Source organism: Paenibacillus elgii NBRC 100335, assembly GCF_004000865.1.
GTDB classification, from domain to species: domain Bacteria; phylum Bacillota; class Bacilli; order Paenibacillales; family NBRC-103111; genus Paenibacillus_G; species Paenibacillus_G elgii.
Genome location: NZ_BIMB01000007.1, coordinates 36,943 through 56,345, shown reverse-complemented (window position 1 = coordinate 56,345; position 19,403 = coordinate 36,943). Strand labels below are relative to the sequence as shown.

At 54.6% G+C, this 19,403-nt stretch carries 14 protein-coding genes; 7 read left to right on the top strand and 7 right to left on the bottom strand.

The window, feature by feature from the left end:
* Positions 1 to 56: 56 nt before the first annotated feature.
* Together PEL01S_RS07405 and PEL01S_RS07400 are read left to right on the top strand one after the other, a co-directional pair.
* Positions 57 to 917 carry a 3-hydroxybutyryl-CoA dehydrogenase gene (locus PEL01S_RS07405; RefSeq protein WP_063182724.1) on the top strand — a complete coding sequence of 287 codons (861 nt, stop codon included), beginning with the start codon at positions 57 to 59 and terminating at the stop codon, positions 915 to 917.
* Between the two features lie 74 nt (positions 918 to 991).
* A complete protein-coding gene (locus PEL01S_RS07400; protein WP_127459859.1) occupies positions 992 to 2,902 on the top strand; it encodes a beta-N-acetylhexosaminidase in 1,911 nt (636 codons plus the stop codon).
* A 78-nt stretch (positions 2,903 to 2,980) separates the two neighbouring features.
* Here the strand turns inward: PEL01S_RS07400 and PEL01S_RS07395 are convergent, their stop codons facing one another.
* From PEL01S_RS07395 to PEL01S_RS07385, 3 genes are all read right to left on the bottom strand, one after another.
* Entirely contained in the window at positions 2,981 to 4,531 is a 1,551-nt protein-coding gene (locus PEL01S_RS07395; protein ID WP_239551467.1) for a hypothetical protein, read from the bottom strand.
* Positions 4,532 to 4,633: 102 nt separating this feature from the next.
* The gene (locus PEL01S_RS07390) at positions 4,634 to 7,222 is read right to left on the bottom strand and encodes a YhgE/Pip domain-containing protein (protein WP_127459858.1); all 2,589 of its coding nucleotides are present in this window, start codon (positions 7,220 to 7,222) and stop codon (positions 4,634 to 4,636) included.
* Positions 7,223 to 7,416: 194 nt separating this feature from the next.
* Entirely contained in the window at positions 7,417 to 8,262 is an 846-nt protein-coding gene (locus tag PEL01S_RS07385; protein ID WP_127459857.1) for an Rpn family recombination-promoting nuclease/putative transposase, read from the bottom strand.
* Positions 8,263 to 8,381: 119 nt separating this feature from the next.
* On the opposite strand from PEL01S_RS07385, the gene PEL01S_RS07380 reads away from it, so the two are divergent.
* The 3 genes from PEL01S_RS07380 (at position 8,382) to PEL01S_RS07370 (ending at position 9,543) form a co-directional block, all read left to right on the top strand.
* Complete coding sequence (locus PEL01S_RS07380) at positions 8,382 to 8,813, top strand: NUDIX domain-containing protein (RefSeq protein ID WP_127459856.1); 432 nt, start codon at positions 8,382 to 8,384, stop codon at positions 8,811 to 8,813.
* Positions 8,814 to 9,025: 212 nt separating this feature from the next.
* Positions 9,026 to 9,226, top strand: a complete 201-nt coding sequence (locus PEL01S_RS07375; RefSeq protein WP_010494372.1) for a cold-shock protein — start codon at positions 9,026 to 9,028, stop codon at positions 9,224 to 9,226.
* Between the two features lie 86 nt (positions 9,227 to 9,312).
* Positions 9,313 to 9,543, top strand: a complete 231-nt coding sequence (locus tag PEL01S_RS07370) for a cold-shock protein (RefSeq protein WP_010494370.1) — start codon at positions 9,313 to 9,315, stop codon at positions 9,541 to 9,543.
* A gap of 263 nt (positions 9,544 to 9,806) precedes the next feature.
* On the opposite strand, the gene cydC is transcribed toward PEL01S_RS07370, so the two are convergent.
* Genes cydC through PEL01S_RS07350 form a run of 4 tightly spaced genes read right to left on the bottom strand, consistent with a single transcriptional unit; the run spans position 9,807 to position 15,690 of the window.
* Positions 9,807 to 11,555: a thiol reductant ABC exporter subunit CydC gene (cydC, locus tag PEL01S_RS07365; protein WP_127459855.1), complete on the bottom strand. Its 1,749-nt coding sequence runs from the start codon at positions 11,553 to 11,555 to the stop codon at positions 9,807 to 9,809.
* Positions 11,552 to 13,279 carry a thiol reductant ABC exporter subunit CydD gene (cydD, locus tag PEL01S_RS07360; protein ID WP_127459854.1) on the bottom strand — a complete coding sequence of 576 codons (1,728 nt, stop codon included), beginning with the start codon at positions 13,277 to 13,279 and terminating at the stop codon, positions 11,552 to 11,554. Before cydD ends, cydC begins: the two co-directional genes overlap by 4 nt.
* A 1-nt stretch (position 13,280) precedes the next feature.
* Positions 13,281 to 14,297 (bottom strand): cytochrome d ubiquinol oxidase subunit II, encoded by a 1,017-nt coding sequence (cydB, locus tag PEL01S_RS07355; RefSeq protein WP_127459853.1) that lies wholly within the window; start codon positions 14,295 to 14,297, stop codon positions 13,281 to 13,283.
* A complete protein-coding gene (locus tag PEL01S_RS07350) occupies positions 14,281 to 15,690 on the bottom strand; it encodes a cytochrome ubiquinol oxidase subunit I (RefSeq protein ID WP_127459852.1) in 1,410 nt (469 codons plus the stop codon). Before PEL01S_RS07350 ends, cydB begins: the two co-directional genes overlap by 17 nt.
* Before the next feature lie 249 nt (positions 15,691 to 15,939).
* Between PEL01S_RS07350 and PEL01S_RS07345 the strand changes: the two genes are divergently transcribed.
* Positions 15,940 to 17,748 (top strand): sensor histidine kinase, encoded by a 1,809-nt coding sequence (locus PEL01S_RS07345; RefSeq protein ID WP_063182708.1) that lies wholly within the window; start codon positions 15,940 to 15,942, stop codon positions 17,746 to 17,748.
* Positions 17,741 to 19,264: a response regulator transcription factor gene (locus PEL01S_RS07340; protein WP_063182706.1), complete on the top strand. Its 1,524-nt coding sequence runs from the start codon at positions 17,741 to 17,743 to the stop codon at positions 19,262 to 19,264. The genes PEL01S_RS07345 and PEL01S_RS07340 overlap by 8 nt, the downstream gene beginning before the upstream one ends.
* Positions 19,265 to 19,403 lie beyond the last annotated feature (139 nt).

Below are 19,403 nucleotides of genomic sequence, written 5' to 3'. Positions count from 1 at the left end.
ATCATATATAATGGAAATATATTACTTCTCAAAAAGAAGAATCGGAGGTGTAGAGCATGGCTATCCAGACGGTTATGGTCATTGGCGCGGGACAGATGGGCAGCGGCATTGCCCAGGTCGCCGCAGCGTCAGGTCTGAACGTTCTGCTGCACGATATTGCCGAAGCGTCCCTTCATCAGGGCATCGCCCGGCTGACGAAAAGTCTTGGCCGGAGCGTAGAGAAAGGAAAGCTTGCCGAGGAAGAGAAAACAAGCATTCTGGGGCGTATCCTCCCTTGTGCCCATCTGGATCAAGCGGCTCAGGCCGATCTGGTCATTGAAGCGATTATTGAAAGCATGGAGCACAAAACGACGCTGTTCAAGCGATTGGACGACCTGTGCCGGCCGCATACGATCCTCGCTACCAATACGTCCTCGCTCCCGATCACGGAGATCGCCGCCGTGACCGGACGGTCTTCACAGGTGATCGGCATGCATTTCATGAATCCGGTTCCGGTGATGCCGCTGGTCGAGATCATCCGGGGTCTGGAGACCTCCGACGAGGTGTTCGGGCACATCCGCGATTTGGCGGAACGCATGGGGAAAACGCCCGTTGAGGTGAACGATTTTCCCGGCTTCGTATCGAACCGCGTCCTGATGCCGATGATCAACGAGGCGATTTATACCGTCTACGAAGGCGTTGCGGCTCGGGAGGCGGTGGACAAGGTGATGAAGCTGGGAATGAATCATCCGATGGGACCGTTGGAGCTGGCAGATTTTATCGGGCTGGACACGTGCCTGTCCATTATGGAGATTCTTCACGGCGGCTTGGGAGACAGCAAATACCGCCCATGCCCCTTGCTGCGCAAATACGTGAAAGCCGGTCGGCTCGGCCGCAAAACGGGCAGAGGCTTTTATACCTACGATTCATCCTTGTAACGCATTCCCTAAACCGCAGCTTTCTCTTATAATAGAGGCAGATAGGATACTTGACCAAGGAGAGGAAGCAGGAGATGAAGCTGCGGTTTGAAGGGAATTTAAACGTTTTATTGCCGGGAATTCGCGAATTGTCGCAAGAGCTTCGGATTACCGAGGCGGAGGATGGAATCGTCGTCCGGATCGAGCCGTCGTCCGGCGAGCTGGAAGTCGGCTTGGAGCAGGGAAAGGCCTACATTCGCTACGGTCAAAAGCATCAGTTCTTTCGCGGGCTCGGGCTTCTCGTGCAGCACGGCCTTCATAAGGAGTCGTTTCACCTTCGGGAGCAGCAGCAGTTCGATACGATCGGGCCGATGTTCGATCTGTCCCGCAATGCGGTATTGACGCTCGACAGCTTCAAATTCATGCTTCGCAAGATGGCTTTAATGGGATTAAACAGCGTCATGCTGTATTTGGAGGATACGTACGAAATTGGCGAAGAGCCTTATTTCGGTTATATGCGCGGCCGCTATACGCAAGCGGAGCTGAAGGAAATTGACGACTATGCCGACCAATTCGGCATCGAGGCGTTCCCGAGCATCCAGACCTTGGCGCATCTGGAAGAGTTCCTGAAGTGGGAGCCGGTGAAGCACTACAAGGATACGAAAGGCGCGCTGCTGGTCGGGGACGAGCAGACGGACCGGCTGGTCGAAAATATGATCGAAGCCGCCAGCGCCCCGTTCCGCAGCCGCAAAATTCACATCGGCATGGACGAGGCGGAAGAGCTCGGCCGTGGCAAATATTTGGACCGCAACGGCTACACGAGCCGGTTCGAGATTATGATGGCGCATCTGGACAAAGTGCTGGACATGACGCGCCGACGCGGCATGAAAGCGATGATGTGGAGCGATATGTTCCTGAAGCTCGCTTCGCAGAACGGCAGCGATTACTATGACAAGGATACGCAAATTCCGGAGGAGATGGCGCGCCGTATTCCGAAAGATGTGGACATGGTGTACTGGGATTATAACCATATGGAGCAGGAGGACTACGAGAACCTCATTGCCAAGCACCGTCCGCTCGGCTGCAATCTGGTATTTGCCGGCGCCGTCTGGGTGTTTAACACGTTCGGGGTCAATTACGGCTTGTCGTTGAATGCCTCGGACGCCGCTCTTCAGGTGTGCAAAAGAGAAGGCATCCGTGAGGTCTATGCGACCATGTGGGGCGACGACGGCATGGAGAGCAATCCTTTTGCGGCGCTGCTCGGCCTGCAGCTCTACGCGGAGCACGCGTATTCGGATGCGAAGCCGGATCAGGCGAAGCTGGCGGAGCGGGTCAAGTTCTGCACCGGCATCGAGGCCGACGCCTTCCTGACGTTCAAGGATTTGGACGAGGTGCCCGGCTCCGAGCCGAACAACCGGATGCAGAGCAATCCTTCGAAGTTTTTGCTGTACCAGGACGTGCTGCTCGGGCTGTTCGACAAGCAGATCGAAGGGCTGGACTTGTCCGCGCATTATGCGAAGGTGGAGCAGGACATCCGCAGCCGTCGTGTCAAGGAAGCCGAGCTGGATTACTTGTTCGAGGTGCCGGAGAAGCTGTGCGGCGTGCTTAAGCGGAAAAGCGAGATCGGCATTGAGCTCAAGCGGGCGTACGACGCCAAGGATACGGAGACGCTGCGGCGCATCGCGACGGAAGTGCTGCCGGAAATTGCGGAAGCGGTACGGGAGCTGCGGGCCGCCCATCGCGCCCAGTGGCTGCGAATGTTCAAGCCGTTCGGCTGGGAAGTCATCGATATCCGCTACGGCGGGGTCGTCAACCGGCTGGATACGGCTTCGTTAAGGCTGCTTGATTATGTGGAGGGCAGAATCGGGCAGATCGAAGAACTGGAGCAGGAGCGGCTCGTGTACAGCTCGTCCAACCGGTTCAACAACCGCGGCGTGGGCTGGTGCAGCTATTATTACCGGATGGCGTCGCCCAATGTCTTTTTCCACGTGATGAATCCTTTTTAAACGGCATGAAGCAAGGGAAGCGCTCGCTGCTATAGCGGGGCTTCCCTTTTTTGGGTTATTGCGTTAAGTTTAACGACCTTAAAAATCGCGCAGCTGATCGAACGTGCCGAACAGCTTATCCACGTCCACGGCGACGCCTGCGGCAGATAACTGCTGCTGTGCCCCGCTGAGCAGGTCCTCCAGCACCGTATAAATTTCCTCGCGCTCCACCGTTTCGATAAAGCCGCTGCTGCGGTCCATTTTGTTGAACGCCTCGGTGTAACCGGACACCAAAGTGTCCAGCGCGGACTCCGCCTCGGCTACTGTCATGCCGCCGTTCCGGATTTGTTCCGGTAACACCGATATGGCCGCCAGTGTTTTTTTGTACAGATTCATCGCTTTCTTAGCTTGGGCGGCCGTGATGTGCTCCCGTCCGTCCCAGTCGCGAAAAGGGTTATTGAGATTTTCGGCCAGCCATTCGGGCTTGCGCGGCTTGGTGATTGACAGGTCCAGACCTTTGGGGACTTCTTTTTTATATTTGTCCTTAATCGCTTTGGCAGCGTCTGCGGGCAGGCTGGTCATCCAAAGCCACGTAAGGTTCGGCAGCCGGTCCGGACCTGGAAATGCTTCGCCGGCGAAGCCGAACATATCATAGGTGCTGAATACGCTAAGGTTTGTTAATTGTTCGAGCTGTTGAAGATTAACGACGTTGCCGGGTTTGCCCCATAGACGCAGATCCTTCAGCCCAGGGTAGCTCCGGACGACCGGTCCCAGATCCAGCTCCTTCGCTTGTGTCACATGGAGCCCCGACAAACGTTCCAGACCGCAGACCGGCGGCACGTTATCCGTAAAGGCGGCCGTCAGCCATTGTCCGCCGTCTTCGGCATGAATTTTCAGCTTGGGTGAAGGGGTTCCCGTTAACGATAGAAAGGTCAGCCCTTTATTTAAAAACAGCTCCTCCAAGCCGTCCGCCTGAAGGATCAGGCGCTCTAATCTGCTGCCTCGGAGGTCGATCGACGTATATCCGTGGTTCTCCAACTGCAGCTCGTAAATAAACGGATTGCCGTTAACATACGGCAGTAGTGTCTCATAGGGACGGTCAGCGGCGATGCGCGTCAGGCAGGGCAGCTGTTCCAGCATGGACAAGTCGGAGAACTCCCGGAGCGCGACGTGATTGACTGCGCTGGCCGAGCGGGCCAGTTGTATGTTGCCTATGACAACCGGCGTATTGTCCTTTGCCGCTTCCTTGAACGAACAGCGCCGATCTTCGGGAATGCTCCGCCACTTCAATTGGTTGAGTACACTGCTGCCTGTATGCCAACCGCCACTGTAGCTGTTTGTTTTTTCGGTGACGAGCGGAGTCCGGTTTCCTACAAAAATGTATTTTTTTGGGACCTGTGCCGTGACATAGGAATGATCAAGCCGGTTGTTCCAAAAGTAATAATCGCAGTACAGCGGCTTCATCTTGTCGAGCTCTTCCTCTGTGGGCAGCTTGTCCCCGGTCCAGTCAAGCTCCAGCACAGCGGCCAGCGGCCTAGCCTTTTCCTCTTCGATTCGAGTAATCTGACAGGCGGCATAGAGCTGCAGCCGTTCGACGTATACGCAATATATATCTCCGATATTCGGCTTCAATCCTATCATCCTTTCCATTCGGTGAGCTTCTCTACCCTATTTAACGATAGTATACATGCGGCCATTCCGGCGGCACAAGAAAAAAACGCCAACCCCCATGGGCTGGCGTATCCACTTCCCTCAGTGTCCAATAACCCCTGAATGATGCAACTGCTTGGAGTACTTGCTGAGAAAGGACGTGAGCGAAGGTTTGAATATATAACCAATGACCAAAAATGCGAAGAAAAATCCGACCAACGTCCAGACATCCCTCATCAGCGTCGGGTAGCTTACCCCGGCGAGCGCTTCCCGCAGCCCGCTGATCGCATAGGTAAAAGGCAGCATCGAATGAATCGTTTGGAAAAAAGCCGGTGTCACCTGAATCGGGAACGTGCCCCCCGAGCCGGCAAGCTGGAGCACCAGCAGGACAACGCCCATCGATTTGCCGATATTGTTAAAGAGCGTGACCAACGTGTACACGATCATGGAAAAGACAACACAATAAAACAGCGTAAGTCCGATGAACAATCCGGCCTCCTGAATGTGGATCTTCAGCAAAAAGATATCGCCAAGCGCTACGATAAGTCCCTGCAGCACGGATAAGGTCGAAAACAATAAGTATTTGCCCAGGTACTCTTCGTGCGAGGTAAAGCTGAAATCCGCCGGCTGGAACTTGACGGTGAGCAACGATGTGAGCAGCAGGGAACCGACCCACAAGCACAGCGTCGTATAGAAAGGTGTCATGCCCGCTCCATAGTTGGCGATCGGGAATAACGGATGCGTGCTCATCGTCACCGGAAGAGCAAGGAAGTTGCTGTCTGCGATGCCCCGGTTTTGCAGCAGCTTGATCATGTCCTTGACATCAACCGTGCTGTCGATTTTTTGGAAGACCGCCGTCAGGTCGCTCAGGCGCTGCTGAAGATCCGGCACGCGCTCTTTGAAGTTCCGGATATCGTCAACCGCCACTTTGCCCCCGGATGACATGCTTGCCATCAAATCCTTCGCCGCGGCCAAATCCTCCTGCGTGTTGCCAAGAATCACGTTCACATCGGCGAGAAGGAACGAGCCTTTTTGCAGATAGGATTCCGTTTTCGGGAACAGGGTTTGGTCGAGCGCAAGCGACAGCTTGCCGATATCTCCCGCAATCGAGAAGTTCATCCGGGTCAGATCCGGCAGCAGCTTCTCCAGATTGTGGTTGTCCGCGATGTTCTTCCGGAGATCGGCCGTCTTGCCCTTCCACTCCTCGAGCCTTTGGGCCAGGCTTTTCAAATCCTTGCTAAGCTGAAACGAGCCTTTAGCGGAGGATTGAGCCAACGAATTGGCGTTTTTGAGAATTCTGTTGATCATGTCGCTAATCGTTTCGATGTTTTGGGACAGCTTGCCGTCCAAGTCCGATTTTTTATAGGCCAGCGTCGTACTTAAATTTCTGGTAAACGAGCTGATCCCGGCAGACAACTGCCGTATCTTTTCCAGATTGTCGCGGAGAATGGCAAATGTCCGGATGTTCAAGGCTTCATCGAGCGGAGCCAGCAGTGCATTGACGGCACTCTGGAATTTGGTTATTTTATCCAGAAGTCGGTCGTTGATCGGCTGCAGCTTATTTAAAATATTTTCCGCCGCATTAACATCCTTGATCTTTGCTTTTAAGTCTAACAGAAGTATCCGGAACTGGTTCAGTTCGACTGCAATGTCGCTCGCCATCCCGAGGGTCTCTTCGGGCACCGTTACGCCCGATTTTTCCAACTGCTCTGAAGTGTCCTTCACCCGCTGCTGCAGCTGATCGAGATCCGTGACGGCATTGTCGAGCTGGGTGAGCACCTCCGGCTTATACACCGTCAGTTGGTTGTTCACGTCCTCGGTCGTCTCGGTTAATCGGTTGAAAATCGTCTGAAGCCGATACAGGTTCTCTTTCACATCCGGCGCGATATCCTTTAAGTCGTCGCTGGCTTTATACATATCCTTGCTTAATCCGTCGTTCAGCTCGATGAGTTTGCCGAGCGTATCCTGAACCGCAGGAACATGCTCTGCTGTCTTATCCACCTGGGTAAAACCGTTCTCTGCCCGGTTCAGCATCTCATCCAGATTTTGATTCAGCTTCGGCATATTTTCATTGAGGGTATAGAGCAAATTTTTGTATTTTTCGATTTGCGGGTACTGCTGATCCAGCTCGGCGCCGGCTTTATTCAGGGTTTCGAACACTTTCCCCGTCACCGTTTCGATAAAGGAGGTGCTGATCTCCCGCTGGATCGTCGAGGCGCCCGCATCCGTCATTTTCGCGGCGATGGCATTCTCTTTTTCGTTTACATAATACTCCAGTTCGGGTTTAACCGGCTGGTCGCTGAGCATCGTGCTCATTTTCAGCGAGAAATCGTCGGGGATCACAATGGTTGCGTACACCTCGCCGTTTTCCGCCTTGGCTACGCCTTCGTCCTTCGTATTATAGAAGGTCCAGCCGAGCTTCTCATTCTGCTGCAGCGAGTGAATGATTTCGTCCCCGATATTAAAGGTTAACCCTTTGAGCGTGCCGCCCTTGTCGTTATTGACGACCCCGACCTTGATGCCCTTCGTATTGGAGTAGGGGTCCCAGGAAGCATAAATGTTAATCCAGGCGTAAAGCGACGGCAAAAGAATGAGTCCGCAGACCACCGTCAGGGTGACCCAATTCGTAACAATACGCCGGATGTCGTAAGTATATATGCGTAAAACCGTCCGTAGAGAAACTTTTCGCATGTTTTCTGTACCTTTCACTGTGCCAGGAGAACAAGCTCCCTATATTTTTACGTATAGTATAGTATTATACAACATTCCTCGTGCATTTGAAGCGATATAATTAAGGAAGAAGCTCTGTGCGGTGATTATTTGTTCTATTTTTTTAAAGAAAAAACGCCAACCTCGAAAGGCTGGCGTTCGTATCCGAAGGCGGATCACATCGGTTTCAAGGCGTGAATCTCTTCTTCCGTTAATCCGGTCGCTTTAACGATCAGTTGAATATCGAGGCCCATCGACAGCATGTTTTTGGCGACTTCGATTTTTCCATCTAATATTCCTTGCGCCTTTCCTTCCGTCTTCGCTCCTTCAATCATTGAAGCTTCGTCATGCAAATATTTTTGCCTCGCTTCGTACAGCCTGCGGGCTTCGGCGTCCTGACTCAGGAATTCGAGCGTCGTCATCGCCTTCTTCAATGTCGGTTCGTTCATGGCCAGCACCTCCCAGTTGGATTTATCCGCGCCTTTCAGGAACAACAGCCAGTTGATCAGACCGCCTTCCATCGGAACGGCGCGATTGTCAAGCTTAGGTAGCTCGATAAAATGTACCTCGATGTCGTCGATCAGAGGAATCAGCGTATGATCCTCCCGGAGGTGAAAGACGCTGTGGTAACGGTCGTTAGGCAGGAATGAAAAGTTTAAAATATTGATCGTGACGCACTTCTTCAAGGCTTTGTAGGTCTGCCCCTCTTGAAGCTGATTGGAGTAACGTTTCCCCCAATAGTACAAGGTGCGCTTTTCGTTGTCATATTTGTTGAACAACTGCATTTCAACATTAATCAGCTTGCCCTCGGCAGTTTTGGCCCAGATGTCAAAGATGGATTGCTTGTCGTATGGAGCATCTTTTTCGGTATAAGGATTGAGCAGCACGATCTCGGTCAGCGGCGGCTCGCCTGCCTCTATGAACGTATGATTCAGAAAGGACAGCAGCACATCTTTATTCTCTTCGCTGCCGAAAATTCGTTTAAACACAAAGTCGTTCCGCGGGTCCAGCAGTTCCGTCATTCGGATCATCTCCAATCACTAACATTATACCACGCTGCGATTTCGTTAGACACCCGAATCGGCCTCGCTCTTTTTGGACCTTGGCAGCATACACTACTCTCATAGGAGGTGAAGCGGGTATGCCGTCAAAAACAAGCATTCGGGCAGGCTTTGTCATTTTCGACGATGCCGGCAAGGTTCTTCTGGTCCGTCATGCAGACGGGAAAAGGAAATGGGGACTGCCGGGAGGCCGGCAAAGGGAAGGAGAAGCGGCATGGGAAACCGCCATCCGTGAGTGCCAGGAAGAAATCCAGGTGGCGATGCATCCCGCCGATTTTGCGTTGTCGGGCATCTATTATTTATCCGGGCGGAACGCCTATGTTTTTGACTTTAAAATAACGGAATGGGAGGGGACGCCCGTACCGGACGGTAAAGAAATCGCCGAAGTCGGATTTTTCTTGGTCGATAAGCTCCCTGAGCCCATCTCCAAGTTTACCGTACAAAGGATAAGCGATGCCGCCCGCAATCAAGGGGACGTCATCTTACGGAAGCAGCAAGCCAAGTCTGAGTAACCTATATTTATGACAAATGTACACGAATTCCGGTAACAAACTTGTCTTTTGGATCTAATTATGGTAAGCTTAGGTTAATCATAAAGTTGACCTGTGAATTCACATATTGTAAAGGGTTATCATTTGTGTGATGGAACCTTTTTCAATATGTGAATTTTTTCTTCTTTGAAGGATAAAAAAGACATGTTAAAACAAATTTTGGAGGTTATACGATGCAAACAGGTACAGTAAAATGGTTTAATGCCGACAAGGGTTTTGGCTTTATCGAAACGGAAGGCGGCGGCGACGTATTCGTGCATTTCAGCGCGATTACAGGTGACGGCTTCAAATCGTTGGATGAGGGCCAGCGTGTCACATTCAATGTGGTACAAGGCAACCGCGGACCGCAAGCCGAAAATGTTGTAAAGCTGTAATGTAAGCCCAAGCAAACTGCCCTTAACTTGTGTTGAGGGCAGTTTTTTTTAGGATCAAGGTTTTTCAATCAAGGGAGGGGTTAACTGTGTACTTTCAAAAGAAATCGTTAGAGGATATCCCTGAGGAAAACACGACGATCTGGTCTTGCAGCAAGGAAGGATGTAAGGGCTGGATGCGGGACAACTTTGCGTTCGAGGATGTGCCGGTATGCCGGCAGTGCCACTCCCCGATGGTTCGTAGTGTGAAGATGCTGCCCTTGCTGGTCAATCCGAATGGCGACCTGAAGTCGCTCAAGAAAGGCATACAAATCTCGTAGCCCGCGACCGCATGATCCATGCATGCAAGCGTTCCTCAAGAGTTGAAGATTCGAACGGTCACGGCTCCCTTTCCCATCGTTTTAAGAACAAGGACGACCTTTTTTAGGTGGTCCTTGTTTCCTTTGTGCTCATCGTTTTAGCGGCTGAAGCTTGTACCCGATGGCCAGTAACTAATTTTAACCGAAAGCTGGAAGTATGAAAAAAAGCTACTGACAATGGCTGTCAGCAGCAGTAGCTCACCGCCTTCTAAGGCGGGCTGGAATTATAGAACCGGCTCGCCCGGCCGGTCCAGACGGTATAAATTGCGATAGCGCGGATAGCGCTCCATGAGTTCGGCGTGCTTGCCTCTCATTTCGACGCGGCCGTTTTCCATAAATATAATTTCGTCCATCTGCTCAGCCCCGACGAGATGGTGCGTCACCCAGATTAAGGATTTGTCCCGCAACGTATCGAATATCGTAGCCAGCAGATCCCGTTCGGTCCGGGGATCGAGTCCGACCGTCGGCTCGTCCAGCAGCACGACCGGTGTGTCTTGCAACAGGATGCGAGCAAGCGCGATCCGCTGGCGCTCGCCGCCCGAAAAGCGCTGACCCGTTTCATGCATGGGGGTCCGATAGCCTGCGGGCAGCGATTCGATCAGGGCATCCAGCTTGACGAGCTTGGCGGCCAGGCGAATGTCCTCGTCCGAGGCTTCGGGCTTCCCGAGCCGGATATTGTTCGCCACCGAAGTATCGAACAGGTGCGGGCTCTGGTTCAAGACCGAGATGACGCCGGAGATGCCGTCGCCAAGCGAATGTGCCGGCATACCGTTCACCGTAACTTGCCCTTCCGTAGGGACGACCGCCCCCTGAATGAGCTTCAGCAACGTTGATTTGCCTGCGCCGCTGCGCCCCATGATTGCGATCTTCTTCCCCTGCGGAAGATCCAGAGATACGCGGTCGATTTCCCGGCGGTTTCCAATCTCGTACTGATAGCACGCGCTATCGACTTGAAGGTGCGCTGTTGTCAGGACCGCCGCGGCCTTACGGTCGTCCCGCACCGGGGCAGGGGCGCTGCCGACCTGCTCGCTAATTCCCGACAACCGGTTCAGCGACTCCCGGTACTGCGGCAGCTTCTCCACGGCCTCCGAAAGGGGCAGGAACACATCCGCCACCGGGAACACGACGAGCACGAAAGCGGCGATCAAGGTCACGGCGATGTGCTGGTCGGCGGCTTGCTGGCCGGCCCAATAGATCATGGAGACGATCATGAGGCCGACCACCCCTTGGGCGATCGCATTTCTTCGTCGCGTCCAATCGCTCGTGCGCCGCTCCAGACGCGCCATTTCCGCTTCGTCGGCTTCGTAGCTTTGAATGAAGCTTGCCGCTCTTCCGCTGACGACCCAGTCGTTCATCCCGAGCACCGCATCCGTCAGCTTCCGGTACAGGCCCCCGCGCTGCCGTTTGATGAGCGTATGGTTTTTCCGCGTTACGGCTAAGGAAGCGGCAGGCAGCAAGAGGCCTAGAACTAACAAATAAACGGCCGTCAGCAGCGCGAACCTTCCGTCGAAGCAGCCCATTGCCGCGATCGACAATATAAATACGATGAAAGCGGCCGCGCCCGGAAACACGATGCGCAGATAAACGTTCTGCAGATGCTCGATATCGTCGGCCAGCACGCCGAGCATGTCGCCCGTGCGGAAGCGGGAGCGGATGAACAGCGCCTGCGGTTCGAGGAGCCGGTACAGCCGGACGCGCAGATGCGAAATCATGCGCAGGATCGTATCGTGTCCGACGAGACGTTCGACATAGTGCACGACCGCCCGGCTTGTTCCGAAGGTTCGGACCAAGACGATAGGGACGTAAACCATCAAAATATTTTCCGGCCGCAGCGCCGCCTTGGAGATGAGATAGCCGGAAGTGAACATCAGGGAAGCGGCGCACCCGGCCGTTAACGCCCCTAATGCCACAATCGCCGCGAACCGCCAGTAAAATGCCCGCGACTCCGGGCGCAGCCAAGCTTCCCGTCTCATGCTATCCCCTCCCGTTGTGACATGACCAATTGGTAATAAATACCTTTATTCTCCAGCAGCTCCTCGTGCGTGCCGGTTTCGGCGACACGCCCTTGATCCAGGACGATGATCCAGTCCATATCCGGCATCCAGTGCAGGCGATGCGTCGCCAGAAACACCAGCTTATTCTCGAACAAGGAAAGCATCGTCTCTTTAAGCTCGTACTCCGTTTCAATGTCCAGATGAGCGGTCGGCTCATCGAGCAGCATGACCGGCCGTCGGCTTAGAAAAGCGCGGGCCAGGGCGACGCGCTGCTCCTGCCCGCCGCTCAGCGGCCGCCCGCCATTGCCGACGATTTCCCCGCTGCCACCCGGTAAACCGGCGACGAGCCCGGCAAGTCCAGCCGCGGCAATCGCGCGGTCGACTTCTTCCTGCGGCGCTTCCGGAGCATAGAAGCGAACGTTGTCCGCCAAGGAGCCGTGGAACAAATACGGATGCTGCGGAATGTACGTCGTTTGGTTTAGCCAGGCCTCCGCATGCATAGAGCTAACCTTGAAGCCGTCAAGCTCGATATTCCCGGCCGTCGGATGCAGAAAACCGCCCAGCACGTCGATCAGCGTCGATTTCCCTGCGCCGCTTTCGCCGACAATGCCGATTTTCCGCAAGCCCCGGATGCGCACGGATACGTTCTGCAGCGATGGCGGACCCTCCGGCTCATGCTGCACCTGAATCCGCGAAAGCGTCAGCTCGCTGTCGCTGCCCCAGACGAATGAGGCTGGAAGCTCGGGCGCAGCTTTTGCCCCGGACGGGCGATCCAGAATCGCCTGGATCGCCTCGCCCGCTTCTTTGCCGTTCAAGGTGGCATGGTAATCGGCCCCCGCCAAGCGGACAGGGAGGAAATACTCCGGCGCCAAAACAAGTACCGTAAGCCCCGTTACCAACATGAGATCGCCACTTACAAGACGCAGCCCCAAGCTGACGGCCACCGAGGCGACGGACAGCATGGTAAAGAAATCGAGCGCAAACGATGACAAGAACGCCACGCGTAGGGTGCGCATCGTCGCGGAGCGGTACTTGTCGCTTACCCGACCGATCGTCTCGCTATGCGAACGGCTGCGGCCGAGCACCTTCAGCGTCTCCAGTCCGCGGAGCGAATCGACAAAATGATTCGACAAGACGCGGTAAGACTGCCACTGCTGCTGCATTTGCTTGCGCGCGGCGAGTCCGATCAAGATCATGAACGCGATGAGAATCGGCATTGTCACGAGCAAAATGACGCCCGATACGGCATCGAGCCAGAATACGTACGCCAGCACGACCGCAGGGGTAACCCCCGCCGAAGGCATGCGGGGAATCACCAGCTCGAGAAAGGTGCGGAACCGCGAGATCCCGTCCAGCACCAGCGTAACCAAGTTGCCCGTGCCTTCCGTTTTGGCGAACCTTGGCCCGAGCTCGAACAGCTTCTCCATCAGTTGCTTGCGCAAGCTCGCGCCCGTCTTTTCGGCATAGCGATACGCGAGCTTTTGCTGGACGAGTCCCGTCGCCTGACGGAGCAGAAATGCGAGCAGAAACAGCAGTGTGGTCCCTGTCAGCTCCTGCAGCGGCGTGCCGGCGAACAGGGCGGAGACGACCTCCGCCAGCCATGCCGCCTGACCCAGGATGGCGGCGCTCTGCACCAAAGTCAGCAAGGTCATGATGACGAGAACCGGCTTGATTCCTTGATAACCGAGCAGCGCCTTTCCCATGTTAGTACTCCAGGTGCTGCTTTTCGTGCACGCGCTTGTGGAAGACGAAGTAGCTCCAGATTTGATAGCCGAGCACGAAAGGAAGCAGGCCCAAAGCGACGTACGTCATCACGGTCAGCGAATACGAACCGGAAGCGGCATTGTGGATCGTCAGGTTAAACGCGCTGTCGATAGAACTGATCATCACTCTCGGAAACAGCCCGGTGAATACGGAAACGATCGCCAGAGCGGTCACCGCGCCCGTCATGCCGAACGCCCAGCCGTCCTTCTTCTTGGCGTTAAAGGCTCCGGCGAGTATGAAGGCGGCGACCCCGGCAACGGCCATGACTGTCAAAATTGCGCCGCGGACCTGGAATACGTCCGTCATCGCATAGGTCATCGCCCCGAATACCGCGAGCAGCCCCGCGAGCGGGATCAGCAGCCGGCCACCAAGCGCGCGCGCCCGATCCTGCAAGTCTCCCGTCGTCCGCAGCGTCGTAAACATCAGGCCGTGCACGAGGCACAGCACCGTGACCGTTACTCCGCCGATGACGCTATAGATGTTCACGATATCGAACAATCCGGCGCGCATCTCCATCTGTCCGTCGATCGGCAAGCCTTTCAGCAGGCAGGCGAAGACGACCCCGAGCAGGAACGGAGGCAGCAGACTGCCCATGAAGATAACACCGTCCCAGGTCTTCTTCCAGCGTCGGCTGTCGACCTTGCCGCGAAACTCGAAGGCGACTCCGCGGCCGATCAAGGCCAGCAGAAGAACGACAAGCGGCGTATTGAAGCCGCTGAACAGCGTGGCGTACCAGTTCGGGAAAGCCGCGAACATCGCGCCGCCCGCTGTCAGCAGCCAGACTTCGTTCGCGTCCCAGAACGGGCCGATCGAATTAATGAGTACGCGGCGCTGTCCGTCGGTTTTGCCCAGCAACGACGTAGACATGCCCACCCCGAAATCGAAGCCCTCCAGAAAGAAGAAGCCGACGAACAAAACCGCTACAAGAATAAACCAAAGCTCATTTAGAGAAAGCATGTTGTCCCTCCCTGTCGAATGGATCGTCCGCATGCGCGATTTCGGCATGATCGACGGCATTCGGCCCTTTTTTGATCACTCGGATGAATAGGTAGGCCATGACGATAGCAAGCACCGTATAGGCGGCGGTGAACGAGATCAGCGAGAACAGCACCTGCCCGGCGCTGACGCTCGGGGACACCCCGTCCTCTGTTCGCATAAGCCCGAATACGGCCCACGGCTGACGGCCGATCTCTGTCATAATCCAGCCCGAAGTGTTGGCGATGAACGGCATGGAGATCCCCCACACCATCGCGTGCAGGAACCACTTGCCCGCTTGCTCCAGCTTATTGCGGGCCGCGAGATGGCAGCCGTACAGACCCAGCAAAATCATAATCGAGCCGGCAGCTACCATAATGCGGAAGCTCCAGAACGTCGTGCGCACCGGCGGAATGTAGTTGCCCGGACCGTACTTTTGCTCGTACTCTGCTTGAAGGTTTTTCATCCCGGGCACGCTGCCGGAAAACTTGCTGTACGACAAATAGCTGAGCAGATACGGCACTTTGATTTCCATCGTATTCTGCTGCTTCACCGGATCGATGAACGCCGTGACTGTCCAAGGCGCAGGATCGCTGCTCGTTTCCCAGAGGCCTTCGCTGGCCGCCATTTTCATCGGCTGGGTACCAACCAGGTATTGCGCCTGCTGGTGGCCGAACAGCGCGACGGCGACGGAGGAGATCAAGGCGATCACGATCGCGAGTTGAAATGACTTTTTGAAGAAAGATACGTCTTGGCGCTTCAGCAGCTTCCAGGCGCTGATCCCGGCCACCAGAAAGGAACCGGTCAGAAAAGCGCCGAACACCGTATGCGGGAATTCCCACCACAGCTGGCCGTTCGTGATCAGAGCGAGGAAGTCGTTCATTTCCGCTCGCCCGTTATTGACCGCGAAGCCGACCGGACGCTGCATGAAGGAGTTCGCCGCGAGAATCCAGAACGCCGACAGCGTCGTACCGATGGACACCAGCCAGATGCAGGCCAGATGGACCTTCTTCGACAGCCGTTCCCATCCGAAGATCCATAAGCCGATAAACGTCGATTCCATGAAGAACGCCAGCAAAGCCTCGATGGCCAGCGGAGCGCCGAAAACGTCCCCGACAAACCGCGAATAACTCGACCAGTTCATGCCGAACTGAAATTCCTGCAAAATCCCGGTGACCACGCCGACGGCAAAATTGATCAGAAACAATTTGCCCCAGAACTTGGCCATCCGTTTATATTCTTCCTGGCCTTTGACTACGTACATCGTCTCCATAATCGCAATCATCAGCGCTAATCCGATCGAGATGGGCACGAAAATAAAGTGAAAAATCGTCGTTGCGGTAAACTGTAACCGCGATAGCATCACTACATCCATGGGACTTCTATTCCACCTTTCTCCTGTTGTTTTGGCAAACCGTCACGGATTGTTGTGAGGATTGTCATGGTCTATCTCTATTGTGAGGAAAGGCTGTCCCGGAATATATGATCTAGATCACAGTCATCCCGGGTTTTCGTTTGTGAAAATTCGAACTTTTGAACTATTTTGGAACATTTCCCGATTCATTTTCAGACATGCTATAATTTAGGGATCGTAGCATAGGAACGGCAGCAGGGGGTGGGACGAATGATTGGAAGCGTATACCGGAGATACATTAAAAACAACTTGTTCATGAAGCTGCTGCTTTCGTTTGCCCTGATTACGATTCTGACCATCATCACGCTCTCGTACTTGATGTATCATGTGATGTCGCAATCTGTCGTACAGCGGGAGATGGACAACCAGAAGAAGGCGATGGAAAGCGTAAACGCGTTTTTGAGCGAAAAATACGAGTCGGTGCAGTCGATGGTGCTTGGCGTGTATCGCGATCCGAGGCTGGCTGCGGACATCTCGTATTTCCTGCAGCATGATTTTCGGGATTACATCGAGCACGGCTTGAACCGATATTATGAAGAAGATGTCGCTCCGTACGGCTTGTCCTATTTTGCCAACCGGCTTGAGGACGATCCGGATATCCGGAATCTGATGCTGTACAGCGCGGAGAAGCAGTACTTGTACGTGTACAACCGGCAAAAATCGGCGAAGCTTCATATGACCGATGCCGTTCATTCTTATATCCCGGATGCGATGGCGTTGGACAACAAGAACGTTTCCGTGCCCAATCCGTGGATTCGCAAGGAAATCGATCAATGGGACCCCCGGCTGTTTGCCGTCCGGGCGGTCATGAACGACAAGAACTCGCTGAAATATATCGGGCAGCTTTTGATCTATTTCGATTCCGACGGCATTTGGAAGTCGCTGGCCAGCTACAAAGAGACGCTCAAGGGGACTATTCTCGTGCTGACCCCGAACGGGGATGTGATTTTCGATTCCTCGGGCACGTATTACGGCAAGTCTTATCCTTATATGGGCCAAATTCAACAGGAGACGGGCATGCTGGAGCAGGAATCGTATATTACGACGCTGGCGCAAAATCAAGCGGGCTACGTTGTGGTCGGTACGATTCCGAAGCAGGAGATCGCGGCTGCTTCCCAAGGCTGGAGACGGACGATCATTATCGCCAGCGTGCTGGGGATTCTGATCGCCATTCTGTTTCCGTCGCTCGTCGTGATCAATTTCGCCAAGCGGACGAACAAAATTATCCGGTTCATGAAAAAGGTAGAGACCGGAGACCTGACCTCGCGCATCATCGAGCCGAAGGAAGACGAGCTGGGCCAAATTTCCCGCAGCTTCAACGATATGCTGGACGAGCTGAACCGCTATATCGAGCGGGTATATAAAGCGGAAATCCGGCAAAAGCATACGGAATTCGTTGCGCTTCAGGCGAGGGTCAATCCGCATTTTCTATATAACACGCTTGAAGTAATCCGGATGCGGGCCATCTCCCAAGGCGCGCAGGACGTAGCCGAGATGATCTTTAGCCTATCGGCGCTGTTCCGCAACGTGGTGCAGCAGAAGGCCGTCTATACGCTTAAGGACGAGCTGGAGGCGTGCCGCCTGTATTTGGAGCTGTTCCGTATCCGGTATAAAGATCGATTTACTTACGCCATCGAATGCGACCGGGAGCTGTATGGGATTCCCGTCGTCAAAATGTTCCTCCAGCCGATCATCGAGAACTACATTGTTCACGGCATTGAGGCGGACCGGGATGATAACCACGCCGTCATCCGGTTCTCCCGGGAGAACGGGACGATCCGTGTCCGGGTGGAGGACAACGGCAGAGGGATCGAGCCGCAGCGGCTCGAGGAGATCAAGGAAGCGCTCGGAGCGCCCGAAGAGATTGGCGGCTCGTTCGGACTGCGGGTCGTCTACGAGCGGCTCAAGCTGCTGCATGGAAATAGGGCCGGGATGGAGCTGAAAAGCAAGCCCGGGGTCGGTACGACCGTGACGGTGTGGTTCCCGGAAAAGGAAGGAGCAGGCGAATCCGATGTATAGAGTGTTTTTGGTGGATGACGAGCCTTTCATTATTGAAGGGCTGTACGATATTATCGATTGGGCCGCGCTGGGGCTCGAAATCGTCGGTCACGCGGGGAACGGGCAGAAGGCGCTGGACGCCTTGAAGCGCACGCCCGCCGACATTCTGATTACGGATATCTCGATGCCGGTTATGACAGGGCTGGAGCTTGTCCGCGCCGTCCGTGAATGGAATCCGGGCCTCAAGGTCATCATCCTGAGCGGCTTCAACGAGTTCGATTATTTGAAGGAAGGCATGCAGCTTGGAATCGAAAATTATTTGCTCAAGCCGATCGACGTACAGGAGCTTCGTTCCACGCTAACCACGACGACGGACAAGCTGAACGCCGCGCAGGCCGAGCGCGTCTTGGGTGAACAAGACATGCGCATTTTGAAGGAGCACATTATGCACCGGTGGCTGACCGGCCAGATTGCACCGAACGAATTCGACGAGCGTGCCGAGCTGCTCCAATTGCAACTGGACCGTCCCTATGTGCTTGTGGCGCTCGTCCGTTTTCCGGAGGGTGACGCGGGAGACGCCGACCTCGCCGCGGAACAAAGGCTGCCGGGCTTGTCGGTCATTCCGTTCCATAATATGGACGGTGAGCTGGTCGTCGTCTTTACGCTGGACGAGGCGGCGGAGGGCAAGCGCGCCGCGCTGGAGATGCTGGCCCGGATGAAGGCGGATTGCGCCGCGGCTTCCCGCTCTTGCCGCATTTCGCTCGGCAGCGTGGAGCGGCTGCCTTACGAGGCGGCTCAAAGCTATGCGCATGCGAAGAAGGCGCAGGAGTTTTTCCTGTTGTATCCCGACTGCGACATTCTCGATTATGAAGAGGTCGCCGTTTCCGACGGGACGGCCGGACTCGATTTTCCGCTGGACTGGGCGGAATATTCCAAGCTTATTTTAGCCAAAGATAAAGATAGCTTGCTCGCCCGCATCGATCAGGATTACGAGCGGCTGCTGGCGCAGGAGGGCATGACGCCCGCCCGGCTTCAGCAAATCTCCATCGAGCTGATGATCCGGTTCAAGATGGAGCTGAAAGCGATCAAGCATACGGATTCGTCCGAGCTATATCAGGAAGCCTTCGACCGCGTGCTGCATGCCGGGACAGTGGACCGGCTGGCCGACGCCGTGAAGACGGTGGCGGGCTTGACCGTCGATTCGTTGATCCAGGACGTCCGCAGCCCTGTCATTCAGCAGGTGCTGAAGCTGATTCACGACAGCTATGCCGAAGAGCTGTCGCTGAAGACGCTCAGCGGGCAGTTCAATATACATCCGGTGTATCTCGGCCACTTGTTCCATAAGGAAACGGGCGAGAACTTTACGGAGTATATCAACAAGTACCGCATCGAGAAGGCGAAGACATTATTGAAGGAGACGCATTTGAAAGTTCAGGAAATCGCCAAAACCGTTGGGTACTGGGAAACCAGTTATTTTTACAAACAATTCAAAAAATATGTCGGGATTTCTCCGACGGATTTCAAAGGGCTGCTGTGAAGGGTAAAAACCGGCAGACCCTTTCTTTATTTTGTACAGCATACCTTTAGTTTCTTGCCTATTTGTAAATGCTTTCTTGAGTTAATGTAAAGGTAGCCATTGAAACGATTCAACGGCTGCTTGAAAGAAAAAGGGAGGT